The organism is Halalkalibacter kiskunsagensis (assembly GCF_037027555.1).
GTDB classification, from domain to species: domain Bacteria; phylum Bacillota; class Bacilli; order Bacillales; family Bacillaceae_D; genus Halalkalibacter; species Halalkalibacter kiskunsagensis.
The window spans coordinates 1-12,905 of sequence record NZ_JAXBLX010000075.1 but is presented as its reverse complement, the minus strand read 5'-3'; the positions used below and the strand labels follow the sequence as shown (position 1 = coordinate 12,905).

At 34.4% G+C, this 12,905-nt stretch carries 10 protein-coding genes, 1 rRNA gene and 2 pseudogenes; 11 read left to right on the top strand and 2 right to left on the bottom strand.

What is annotated here, in order from left to right; genetic code table 11:
- Positions 1–76: ribosomal RNA gene (gene rrf / locus SLH51_RS24660) — 5S ribosomal RNA — on the top strand; the annotation flags it as partial.
- Positions 77–436: 360 nt separating this feature from the next.
- Here the strand turns inward: rrf and SLH51_RS23680 are convergent.
- Positions 437–753: pseudogene (locus SLH51_RS23680) on the bottom strand (transposase); the annotation flags it as partial.
- A 353-nt stretch (positions 754–1,106) separates the two neighbouring features.
- Between SLH51_RS23680 and SLH51_RS23675 the strand changes: the two are divergent.
- Both SLH51_RS23675 and SLH51_RS23670 read left to right on the top strand, forming a co-directional pair.
- Entirely contained in the window at positions 1,107–2,444 is a 1,338-nt protein-coding gene (locus SLH51_RS23675; protein WP_335964047.1) for an ABC transporter substrate-binding protein, read from the top strand.
- Between the two features lie 94 nt (positions 2,445–2,538).
- Positions 2,539–4,293, top strand: a complete 1,755-nt coding sequence (locus tag SLH51_RS23670) for a sensor histidine kinase (protein WP_335964045.1) — start codon at positions 2,539–2,541, stop codon at positions 4,291–4,293.
- A gap of 71 nt (positions 4,294–4,364) precedes the next feature.
- Here the strand turns inward: SLH51_RS23670 and SLH51_RS23665 are convergent, their stop codons facing one another.
- Positions 4,365–4,631: a manganese efflux pump gene (locus SLH51_RS23665; protein ID WP_335964043.1), complete on the bottom strand. Its 267-nt coding sequence runs from the start codon at positions 4,629–4,631 to the stop codon at positions 4,365–4,367.
- A gap of 232 nt (positions 4,632–4,863) precedes the next feature.
- Between SLH51_RS23665 and SLH51_RS23660 the strand changes: the two genes are divergently transcribed.
- The 8 genes and pseudogenes from SLH51_RS23660 to SLH51_RS24615 all read left to right on the top strand — a co-directional run.
- Positions 4,864–5,064, top strand: coding sequence for a hypothetical protein (locus tag SLH51_RS23660; protein WP_335964041.1), 201 nt, complete (start codon positions 4,864–4,866; stop codon positions 5,062–5,064).
- Between the two features lie 17 nt (positions 5,065–5,081).
- The gene (locus SLH51_RS23655) at positions 5,082–6,404 is read left to right on the top strand and encodes a sugar ABC transporter substrate-binding protein (RefSeq protein WP_335964040.1); all 1,323 of its coding nucleotides are present in this window, start codon (positions 5,082–5,084) and stop codon (positions 6,402–6,404) included.
- Between the two features lie 65 nt (positions 6,405–6,469).
- Positions 6,470–7,351: a carbohydrate ABC transporter permease gene (locus tag SLH51_RS23650; protein WP_335964039.1), complete on the top strand. Its 882-nt coding sequence runs from the start codon at positions 6,470–6,472 to the stop codon at positions 7,349–7,351.
- Between the two features lie 16 nt (positions 7,352–7,367).
- Positions 7,368–8,258 (top strand): carbohydrate ABC transporter permease, encoded by an 891-nt coding sequence (locus SLH51_RS23645; RefSeq protein WP_335964038.1) that lies wholly within the window; start codon positions 7,368–7,370, stop codon positions 8,256–8,258.
- Positions 8,259–8,359: 101 nt separating this feature from the next.
- Positions 8,360–9,703, top strand: coding sequence for a NosD domain-containing protein (locus SLH51_RS23640; RefSeq protein WP_335964037.1), 1,344 nt, complete (start codon positions 8,360–8,362; stop codon positions 9,701–9,703).
- A gap of 623 nt (positions 9,704–10,326) precedes the next feature.
- Positions 10,327–11,892, top strand: coding sequence for a response regulator (locus SLH51_RS23635; RefSeq protein WP_335964049.1), 1,566 nt, complete (start codon positions 10,327–10,329; stop codon positions 11,890–11,892).
- An 87-nt stretch (positions 11,893–11,979) separates the two neighbouring features.
- Positions 11,980–12,207 carry a hypothetical protein gene (locus SLH51_RS23630; protein WP_335964036.1) on the top strand — a complete coding sequence of 76 codons (228 nt, stop codon included), beginning with the start codon at positions 11,980–11,982 and terminating at the stop codon, positions 12,205–12,207.
- A pseudogene (locus SLH51_RS24615) lies at positions 12,177–12,299 on the top strand (DbpA RNA binding domain-containing protein); the annotation flags it as partial. The gene SLH51_RS23630 and the pseudogene SLH51_RS24615, both read left to right, overlap by 31 nt.
- Between the last annotated feature and the right edge of the window lie 606 nt (positions 12,300–12,905).

Here is a 12,905-nt window from a genome sequence, read left to right as displayed (position 1 = left end):
CGAACACGGTCGTTAAGCTCTTTTGCGCCGATGGTAGTTGGGGGCTTCCCCCTGTGAGAGTAGGACGTTGCCAGGCAACCTTAAAAGCATTCCGTAAATGGAATGCTTTTTTGCATACATAAGATAGTAGAGGGTGCCGGAGAACTCTGTTTTGAAGAAACAGTATCTTCTTGGTTTGAGCCGCTGGTTACATCGTGAGTAAACTTCTTGAAATTCTCCATGTCCTCCTGTGAGACGAACTCTTTTTTGATACTATGTCAAGAAATTGGACACATTGAATTGAGATTTTCTTTTTCTCCTACCGCGCTTTGCTTGCTGGCCACTAGATCAAGTTAAGGGACGAAACCCTTAACTTGATCTAGTGGTATTTCTAAGATGCTCTTTTGCTATATAACGTGCATAATATAGCTTTTCAAATTCGAGCGGTGAATGATACTATAATGGGTGTCACAGTTTTTTGAGAAACTTTCATGCCTTTCTTATTGAGCTGTTGAGTGATTTTAGGACTGCTATAATTTTTTCTGGAATCAAGGTATTCACGTTTGATTTGAGCAGTAAGTTTTTCTTTGCGGATTTAAGGTTCCCGCTACCAACAAAGCCAGCTTCTTGTTCTTTGTTATATTTAGTCACCCAATTGTACAACGTTTGCTCGGCAAGGTCTAATTCCCGTGCAACTTCTGCCACTTTCTTTCCGTCTTCTTTAACCATACGGACGGCTTCTAATTTAAATTCTTTATCAAATGTTTTTCTCATCTTGGACACTCCCGATAAAATGTTAGTTATCATTATACTTGATATTCTCCCAATTTCCGTGTCCAGTATTTAGACTAGCATCAGTTTTCTACTTTCAACCACTTTATGATTAGCTTCCTGTTAAGTAGACTGTGAAAATAATCAAAAGAATTCAAAAAAAATAAATTTATATATACCACGCTATCAGTGTTTTATAATAAAGAAAGAAGGTTTAAAAATTTACATTGATGTAGTAGAAGATATGAAAAATGAAGCGTACCTCAAAACAAACTATTTTTTGAATTTTCGGTTAATGGGATTGTCAAATTCATGAATAAAATAGATGATAAAAACTGCAAGGGGGAGCTTCATTTATGAAAGACAAAGTGGCAATTGGGTTAGCTGTAATTGTAGTGTTGATTGCTTTTTTTTTAACAGGATGCTTTGGTGGTCAAACGACAAATGAGGCAGAAGAAAATGAAGGTAGTATCACAAACTCGATCACCGTTTTAGTTGAAGGTGGGAGTCCCGCTTTTAGGGTTGCACGAGAGACAGCTGAGGAATTTAAAGAGTTGACAGGTTATGAAGTGAATATAGAAACAGCACCTTATATTGGTGTATATGACAAGTTAAGAGCGGAGGTAGCTACTCGAACAGGGTCTTATGATGTAATAACTATTGATATATTATGGTTTCCTGCACTAGCGGGAGGGTTAGAACCAATTGATGATTTAATTACCACTGACGTAGAGAAAGATTTGTTTCCAGGGCTTATTTCTGGAGGTTACTATAATGATCATGTATTAGGGTTGCCTGTTTGGACAAATGCCAAAACTTTGCTTTACCGCAAAGATTTATTTGAAGATGAATATAATCAAAAGATATTTAAAGAACTGTTTGGATATGAACTTCAACCACCTTCGTCTTGGAAAGAATATCGCAATGCGGCAAAGTTTTTTACTCAAGATACAACGGGTGATGGAGTGACGGATTTTTACGGTACAACTGTTTTTGGAGCAAATAACGGTGATACTGTAGCAAGTTGGTTAGACCATGCTTTACAAGCAGGGGCTGGACCATTAGTGATCGGTGAAGATGGTGAAGTTCTAGTAAACACAAAGCCATATATAGAGGCCCTAGAAATGTTAACTAAATTGGTTCATGAAGACAATTCGGTACCGTTAGACGCCTTATCAATTGCTTCACAAGAAACGTCTAAATTTTTTTGGGATGGCAAAGCGGCAATGATGTTGGCATGGGGACATTTTTATATGCGTTCTAATGATCCTACGATATCAAAGGTTGCAGGTAACGTGGGTGCAGCTCCAATGATTACAGGATCAGCTGGAATTGGTACGATACCAGGCCCCTGGTATCAGGTAATTCCCAAATCATCTAAGGAAAAAGATGTCGCAAAAAAATACATTGCGTTTATCTATGAAAAGAATGAATTATTCATGGAAACGATAGGCGTTGCTGCAAGAAAATCAGTTTTAGAAAAGTACAGTAAGAAAAATGGTTACGAACATTTAGAACCACTTATGACCAATCTATCAAGCGCTCAAACACAAAACCGTCCACCAATCATTGAGTGGCAACAAATAGAAAGTGAAGCGTTAGTTCCCGCTGTTCAATATGCACTGTCAGGTCAAAAGACGCCTCGAGAAGCCCTCGATTGGGCAGCAGAGATTATAGAAGGAATGATCCGTTAAAGCAAATCTATAAATCTTTATTTATCGTTAAAGATATAGAAGTGAATGTATGGAGACTTACAACAAAACTTTTCACTTGGTTATGAGGTGTCAAATGGTTTTATTTAATAAAGTCAAGGAAAGATATTCTATTCGAAAGAGAATTATTATGTTAGCGCTTTTCTCTACGTTAATCCCATTAGTCGTCTTTGGTATGTTTACATTTATATACTTAAATAAAGTTTTTGAAAATCAAGTCTCTGAAACAACCTCTAATTTTTTAAGTGTTTTAGATTTAAATATTAATACTTTTGTAGATGATATAGAAAATATTTCTAATAATATTTTTTTATCAAATGATATTCAAGAATATTTAAGTTACCATGATATAAATCCAAAGCACTATATGTTGGAAACAGCCTCCAAGAATTTCCTCAATAGCATCACGATTGTTAATAGACCTTATCTTAATGCGATCTATTTAGGGAATGAACATCATGAATTCTTAAAAATTAATCGTGGTGAAAGCAATCGAGACAATAACATCTTTGACCAGTTAGTCAATACAGGTGTATATGACCAGTTATTACAAAGTGACTGGAAGGGGATGTGGTTTAAAGAAGATGAAATGAATTTATTGGAAGGATCTCAAAATCCTTTAATGTTTGGTCGGGTATTAAGGGAACTGAGCACAAGTGGAGAATTAGGGATTTCTATCATAGTTCTAGATCAGTTCGTATTTGAGAATATGTTCAGAAATGTCACAACAACTGGGGATATTTTAATACTCGATGATACCAATACAATCTATTTTAGTGGGAATGAAGAATACTATTCAACGAATCAAGTTGTAGACATACTGCATGAATATGATGATAACGACTTTGTTATCGAAACAATAGACCAAACTAAATATATATTAAACTTTCATACAAATGAAAATACGAATTGGAAAATTGTAAGTATTATTCCTTATCAAAGCATTGTGAAAGATATCAATGATATTCGTATGCTTGCTGTCTTTTTATTATTTGTATCATTGATCTTATCTATGTTGGGTGCTACTTTAATTACCAAAAAAATTACAAAGCAACTCGCACTATTAAAAGATCTCGTTAAAAAAATGGAGAAAAGAGAATATCTATCAAATAATAAATTTGATAATCTTGATGAATTTGGCAAAGTGGGGAATCGCTTTGTTGAACTTTATAATCGTAATAATAAATTAACTGTACAATTGTATGAAGCGCAGCTGAAAGAAAAAGAAGCAGAATTGTTAGCTTTACAAAGCCATATTAACCCTCATTTTTTGTATAATACGTTAAATTCTATTTATTGGATGGCCGTGAAGGTTAAAGCAAAGAAAATAGCGAAAATGGCTATAAGTTTATCAAAGCTCTTTAAATTAACACTAAATGATGGTAATCATATTACGACAATAGCAAAAGAAGTTGAACAAGTGAAAAGTTATTTAGAAATACAAAACATTCGATTTGACAATAAAATTAAATATTTTATAGATGTTGATCCATCAATTTTTGATGAAGAAATCATTAAATTAGTGTTACAACCAATCGTTGAGAACGCGATTCAACACGGATTCGAGCCACTAGGTGGTGAAGGGGAACTTACAATAAGAGGATTTAAAAAGGATAATAATATAACATTTGAAATCAGTGATAATGGTATTGGATTTAATATGGAAGACGAACAAACGAACAAACAAGGCTATGCATTAAAAAATATAAATGAACGAATTAAATTACATTATGGTAAACAATATGGGCTTGAAATTGAAAGTGAAGTTAACGATGGGACAAAGGTTACTTTAACCATTGGACTGAAAAAGGGACATTCTGCAATTGCTTAAGTTTTTATTGTGATAAAATGAGCTTTTTTACTACGGTAAATTTGAGAGTTTTTACATTCTATTATTATTTTCTATAATAAGTTCAAAATACCAAGAATGATTAGGATACACGGTGGTAAAAATCCCATTTGTTGTATCCCTTTTCTATTTGATAAAGTAAAACCAGTATAAATACCTATGATTAACAATAATCCGCTCATGAATGGGAAGGACAAGCTAGTCAAAATGATTGAATAATCAAGTAATACAGCACCAATACCAGCTCCGAATACGTCTAACGCAAGGACAAAACCGAGTAAAAAGGCTTCTTTGCCTGAAATGGTTCTTGAGTTATCCAAGTCTGCTTGATCTGGGTTTTTAAGGATAGTGAAAAAATCCTCTTTTTCTTCATGTCGTTATATTTATACCTTACTCTGTGTACGCACCGGTGCACAGAGTAATTTTATTTTTAAAAAAATGTATGACATATTTAAAAGATGTTGGAATTTTCAAATTGTTGATATGGACTTAAGATTAAAAGTGTAAATAAGTTATTTACAACAAAAAAATAATTGAGGAGGATTCATATGAATGTCTGGAAACCAAATAGTCCTTTGGGAGGATTACCATTTATTTACGATTGAGCATGGACATGCCAATGACCAAAGTAATGATTTTTCAAGTGTCGCTTATTGGTATCAATTAGAACCACATAAACCATTAAAGCCACTACCTGAGATGAAAGAAAGGTTACCAAAAAGGTGGCCGGAACATGGATTGTGGGATAAGTAAAAATAGGGGGACTTATTATGAGAAAAGCATCGGTATTACTCATTTTATCATTAGTGATAGCTCTACTAGCAGCTTGTGGAGACCAACCTAGTAGTGGTGGCCAAAACAATGAAGACGATAAAAGTATTACTGTCTTAGTTGAAGGTGGAAGTCCTGCTTACACAGTTGCAACCGAAACAAAGGAAGAGTTTGAAGATTTAACAGGGTATGAGGTGAAGATCGAGTCAGTCCCTTATGTTGGTGTTTACGACCGGTTACGGACTGAGATGTCTTCACAAACAGGAGCATTTGATGTAGCGACAATTGATATTATTTGGTTTCCAGCAATCTACCAAAGTTTAGAACCTATTAATGATTTAATTACAGACGAGATTGAGAATGACTTATTCCCAGGTCTGCTAGATGCAACAACTATGGATGAAGATTCTTTTGCACTTCCAGTCTGGACGAACTCTAAAATCCTACTGTATCGTGAAGACCTGTTCAACGATAAAGGAAACAAGGAATTATTTGCTCAAGAATACGGTTATGAACTAGCACCTCCAATAAATTGGCAAGAATATAGAGATGTCGCAAAATTTTTCACTCAAGACACGAATGGCGATGGATCTATAGATTTATACGGTACTAGTGTTTTTGGAGCAAACAATGGTGATTCAGTTGCAAGCTGGTTGGATCATGTTGCTCAAGCAGGAGCAGAATCCTTTGTTGTCGATGAAAATAATAATGTCATTGTCAATGATAGAGCGCATGTAGAAGCATTAGAGTTTCTTCAATCAATCGTACATGAAGATGAATCTGTTCCAGTTGGGGTGTTAGAAACGGCATCTGCTGAAACATCTGAACTATTTTATAATGGAAAGTTAGCAATGATGCTGGCTTGGGGTCATTTCTATGTTCCTTCAAATGATCCTGAGACGTCAAAAGTAGCTGGCAATGTTGGAGCGGCACCAATGATTGGTGGAGATGCGGGAGTAGGAGTCGTTCCTGGACCTTGGTATCAGGTCATCCCTTCTTCGTCAAAGAAAAAGGATATTGCAAAAGAATATTTGCAATTTATGTATGAAAAGAATGAACTGTATACAGAAGCATTAGGTGTAGCGTCACGACAATCTGTATTTGATAAATTTGGTGAAAGCGAAGAATTCGATCATTTGAATGCGTTATCAACGACTTTAAATGCACCGCAAACAACGAATAGACCTTCTGTGCCTCAATGGCAACAAATTGAAAGTGAGGCGTTGGTGCCTGCTGTACAAAGAACATTATCAGGAGATACCAGCCCACAAGAAGCCCTAGATGAGGCTAAAAAAGTTATTGAAGGAATTCTAAAAAATTAAAGACCTAACGGATAGGGGGATGCCCCTATCCGATAACTAAAAATTATTGGAACGAGTTGATTTGGATGAATAGAACATATAGAACTTCACTGCTGTTTTTTATGCCAGCTGGTATATTCATGCTAGTATTTTTAATTTATCCAATTAGTCTACTACTAAAGGACAGTTTTTATAAGATCGATATCTTTAATCCGAGTGAAGCTAGTTTTGTTGGCTTATCAAACTATATAAATGCGTTAACATCTGAAAGATTTATAGGTGCTACGATAAACACGGTTATTTATGTCGTCGGTGCAGTATCAGTTGAATTATTACTAGGATTGTTTTTTGCGTTACTGTTGAATTCAGGGTTCAAGGGCAGCGGGATTATTCGAACAATCCTCCTAAGTCCATTAATGATTGCACCAATAGTTACTGGATTGATTTGGAGATTTATGTTAAATAACCAGTTTGGTATCGTTAACAAATTTTTATATGATTTTAATATAACTTCGTCCCCTCATGCTATTCAGTGGCTTTCCGATGAAAGATATTCATTGTTATCAGCAATCATTGCAGATATTTGGTTAACCACTCCTTTTATGATGTTAGTCTTGCTAGCTGGTCTTCAAGGTATCTCGCCCACATTATATGAGTCTGCAAGAATTGATGGTGCTAACAAGATACAAATATTTTTCTCTATTACACTGCCATCATTAATGCCAGTAATGGTTGTTGCGATATTAATAAGAATGATCGATGCTGCTCGAACCTTTGACATTGTTTGGGTATTAACTCAAGGAGGACCATCATTCTCTTCCGAGGTTCTTAGTACGTATATGTACAGTAATTTAACTAGATATGGGCTTGTTGGTGAGTCTAGTGCAATGGCAGTAATTTTCATTATCATCTTGTTGGCTCTAAGTTCTTATTTCTTAGTAAACATGTTTAGGGCAAATAAGAAGTAGAAAGGACGTAGTTAAAATGAAACAGGAAAATCTTTATCCAGATAAGAACCTTTCTCCACAACCAAAATATGTCCAAACAAAATCTTTACGTGTTAACCAAAAAAGTATTATTGGAATGATTACAACCATATTAGCACTATTGTTTATAAGTCCGTATATCTATATTATTTTGACTTCTTTTAAACCTTCTTCTGAGGCAATAAGTCCATCACCTACGTTTTTCCCAAGGGAATTATCAGTAGAAAACTATATTGGTATGTTTGAGAAAATGCCAGTAATTCATTATTTTATGAATAGCTTTGTCTCAGCAGCTGTCAGTACAATATTAGCTGTGTTTTTAGGAGCATTAGCTGCTTATGGTTTGTCTAGATTCTCTTCAAAGATAGGGAATGTATTTTTGCTTATTACACTCTGTGTACGTATGATTCCGATGATAAGTATTGCTATCCCAATGTATATGATTATCAATGGAATTGGATTAATTGATACACGGTTAGCTTTAATTATTACGTATACTGCGATAAATGTTCCATTTGCTATATGGTTGATGATGGGATTCTTTAAAAATATCCCTAAAGAATTTGATGAAGCGGCAAGAATTGACGGATGTAATATATTTACAGCATTTATGAAAGTCATTCTGCCTGTTTCCTTACCTGGGCTAGCTACAACGTCCATTTTTTGCTTCATGTTAGCATGGAATGACTTTTTGTTTGCTTTATTATTAACGTCAACCAATGCGAAAACAGCAACTGTCGGGATATCGGAGTTTCTTACTGCGTATAATCTTGATCTTGGGCCAATGACGGCTGCGGCTGTAAGCTTTAGTCTTCCAGTTATGATATTTTCAATTATTGTTCAAAGGTATATTGTTAGTGGAATGACATTAGGAGCGGTAAAAGAATAACAAAATGAAACTTCTTTGCATTCGTAAGGCTTTACTTCCAACTATATCAAGGAAAAAGTAGTTTATGAACAAACACACTAAATTGATAGGAGAATTTATTTATGGCTAGTAAAAATTATTACGACGTAACAGAGTGGCCTGTCGGTAATCCGTTTGAGGATATTGGTGAGGTAATCAATAGCATTATAGCAGATATTAAAAGTAGGCAAACGGACACTGATGTGAATAAAGGCGGAAAGCCGGGTGCGGTTATCTATATTCCACCGGGAGATTATCATCTTGGCAGTCAAGTAGTTATAGACATCAGTTATCTTAAAATTATGGGTTCTGGACACGGGTTTACATCTTCGAGTATTCGTTTTAATACTTCTGAGAATGAATGGGCGGATTTGCATGAATTGTGGCCGGGAGGAAGTCGCATACTCGTAGATATTCCCCTAGAAGTGAATGACGAGGAATATAAAGGAGCTGCATTTTATGTTGAACGAAGTGGAAATCCCCGAATAAGTTCGGTTGAGTTTTCTGACTTTTGTATTGATGGTTTGCATTTTATTGAAGATGGTTCAGGAGAAACAAATCCGGAAAACACATACACTAACGGGAAAACGGGTATTTATGTTGCAAGTGCTTGTGACTCATTTCGGATTACAGGCATGGGGTTTGTGTATTTAGAGCATGGAATTACTATTTATCATGCAGATGCACTGACTATACATGATAATTTCATAGCTGAATGTGGTAACTGTATAGAACTACGAGGTTGGGGACAGGCTTCAAAAATAACCGATAACTTGATAGGAGCCGGTTTTAAAGGATATTCAATTTACGCTCAAAATTTTGGTGGACTTTTGATTACAGCGAATAATATTTTTCCACGAGGTGCGAGCAGTATCTATTTTGATGGTGTGACACGTTCCAGTATCACAAATAATAGACTTCATTCATTTTATCCAGGAATGGTGGTATTCAGGGAAAATTGTTCGGAAAACATGGTTTCTTCAAATCACTTTTTACGTGACCATGAACCTTGGACTCCTTTTCTGGGAATAGACAATGGTTTAGATGATTTGTATGGTCTCCTCTATATCAGTGGCAATAATAATTCTGTAATTGCTAATCACTTTTCTGAAGTAATTAATACTCAGAACATCAAGCCGGTAGGTGCAACACCTGTAATCATACGTATTGTTTCGGGTAATGGAAATTATATATCTAATAATCATGTTGTTGCCACGGAGGTTCATGCCAAGATAAGTGATTCTTGTTTCTCTGCGCAAGTCGACGCTTTGTTGACTACCGAAGCATCAGAGCCGCTTACCGTAATAACAGTATTGGTAGAAAAAGAATCGCTTCAAAATACGATTCTTGATTCGGGAGGTGATGCACAGGTTGTTATGGACAAGACTGTAAATGCATTCAGAGCCACTCCAACGCCAGGAGCATAAATAATATATTCAACTATGTTTTTGTGGTAGTTTTTGTTCCAAAGTTTCAATTGCAAGTCGGACACTTGAATTATTTCGTTTATCATTTAATTTTTGGGGTGCTTCCTAGCGATGGAAGTGCCTCTTTTTATAGTAAATGCCAATAAAGTAGACAGAAAAAAGGAGATGCTTTTCTAGGTGGTATTCTCAATATGTTAATTGAAGCAGGGGTTCATCCTTCTGAGCTAACGCAAGCGCAACTATTAAAAATGGTAGAGTTTGCGAATGTTTTGGCTGCCACGTCTACGAGTTAAATAGGCGGGATTCCAAGTATGCCCTCATTGTTAGAAATAAAGGAATTTATAAAAGAAGGTTGAAAGAATAGTTGAAAATAATTACATGTAAAATAACGAGGCTAAACCAGTAGTAGTCTCGTTAATTTACAATTTCGGGATAAATAAGTTGAGATCTGAGAAGGAATGATTTTTATCTGAAAATAGCTGAAAACTCAAAAGAAATTAGAATGTTAATATTATGAAGAAACGTAAAATGAATGAACTATATAACAGAAGTTTATGTATGATATAATAAAAACAAGATGATAGAGCTAATCGAAAAGACAGGGGTGAAAAGTATTGTATAAAATGGTAATCGTCGATGATGAAAAAGTTGTAATTGATGGATTAACATCAGCGATTGATTGGGCGGAGTATCAAGTAGAGATTGTTGGCACTGCTACTGACGGAAGAACAGCCTTACATATAATTGAAGAAACAAAACCCCATATTGTCATGGTTGATATTAGAATGCCAGGAATGAATGGATTAGAATTGATCCATAAATCGAAAGCGCTATCATCTAATGCAGTATTTATTATTATTAGTGCTTATACACAATTTGACTATGCCAAACGAGCTCTTGAGTTGGAAGCAGTTGATTATTTAACTAAACCGATAGAATTAGAAGAAATTATTAATTCGGTACAAAGAGCGATAAAAAAGTATGAAAAAAATAATGATGTAAGTAGTAAAAGCAAAGAAATCGAAGCTTACAAAAGTAAATTAGATGATAAATATATTTTACATTCGATTATCGGAAATAAAATAAACACTCATGAATTGGATAGTAGAATTAACTCTTGTATGGTACTCGTTTGTTGTTTGAATTTTTCGGAGTGGCCTAGTAATTTTAAAAACCAAGTTGAAGTTTTTTTAATTCGGCTAAAGGATCATTTCAAGAAAAGCCTTGTAGTACCGTACCTATATATTATTGAAGATAAATTGGTTGTTGCATTTACTAGTAAACATGAAAATAACGGAACAAATTCTATTATTAAAGAGTTTTCTACATTATTAGAAAAGGAAGTTGGTTCACTTCCTCTCATAGGGGTTGGAAATGTGCAAACAAGTCTATCAACTATACAGCAATCCTATAGAGAGGCACTAGAAGCTTTGACCATTGGTTTGTATGTAAACCAATCGATGACGTTTTATAGCAATTTAGAGAAAATGAACCGTCATATAGGTTCTAAAGTGATTACGATGATTGATAATTATTTTAATAGTAAAGATGTTGATTTAAATAACATTCCTCAATTAATTAATAAAGTATTGGAATATTCAATGCAAAAGATGTTAGAGCCAGGCTCTGCTAAATATTTATGTTTCAAGCTAATTAATAACATCTATGATTATATTCATCAAGAATTTGATCTAAATGTAGAAACTATTTTAGGGGAAAAGTATGAAATAAACAATCAGTTAAATCAATTAAAGTCAATTGACGACATTAGAGGTTGGTTATTAAATAAGGTGAATGTACTAATACATTATATGAATAATAATCAACTTTCTCACAAAGAAAAGTTAATTATTGATGTAAAGAAGTATGTGAATGAAAATTTTAATAAAGACATTACGTTAGATGAAGTAGCTGAATTATATTACATTAGTCCAGCCTACTTGAGTAATATTTTTTCAAAGAAGTTTGGGGTAACTATGTTTGAATTTATTATTGATAAAAGAATTAGAACTGCGAAGAAATTACTACAAACAACCAATTATAAAGTTTCTGAAATAAGCAAACAAGTGGGTTATAGCAATCAAAGATATTTTAATCAAGTTTTTAAAAAGCATGTTGGTACTTCACCTGGTAGGTATCGTTCCGAACGTTCAATAAAACAAGACTTAGAAATAAAGGTAGAAATTTAATTTAGGAAAAAGCTATTAAGTGCTTAAAAGTATCTGATAGCTTTGTTATAAATCTTAAATGTTAGTTGTTTGGGCTTCATTGATGATATGGAAAAGATCATTCAACAACTACTTGATAACCGAGTGACTATGGTTTTCACTGCTACAGTGCTTAAGGATATGGAAGCTCTTTGCTATAAGTATATGAAAAAACCAGTTCATATTGAGATAGAAGCAACTGAAGAAACGACGAATATGATCGAGTATCGGATTATTGAATTGGAGACTAAAAGATGTAACAATGTATTGGAATTATTACCATTCAGGATACGTTAACGTATGTCGACTTTTTTAATGGTAAAGGTTCGGTCGTGTTACAAGCGATGGAAAATACGACGATTAAAGGGAAGAAACTGAAAGTAAGGTAATTAAATAGGATGTAAGGTTATTTAATTATAGTTCTAGGTACGTTTTTACTACTTACACTTTATTTATTGTTATGGCCTGTACCGATTCATCCACCTTATTGAGATGCTCCACAGTCGGAAGGATACAGGTTACAGGTCCTCATAAAGTGAATAGTAGGTGCAGGGATGGATTTTATTGAATATGATTGCTATATTTTTTTCTCGTAAATGATGCTTAAGGGTCTTATTGTTAATGTAGAGGTTTATGTTTAGTGTATTGTTTTGTGTGGTATAGCTCAAGGAGTTGATTCTTGTTGACCAGCGTGTCGAACTATGATAGATTATTAAACCTAGCCGCAAAAATTAATTTTAAATTAACTATTGCGCAGAATTATCATTCGTGATATATTATTTATTGTCGCAGCGAACGACTGATTGTTTCATAACAAATTGCAAAAAACAATTTTTAAAAAGTTGTTGCGCGGAATTAACCGTTATGTTATGATAGTGAATGTCGCTAACGAGTGACGGTTGTTACTTAACAACGAAGAGTTCTTTGAAAACTGAACAAAAGCCAAGCGAAATAGAGAAACATGTTTTCTCGTCAATAAATCCTATCATTGATAG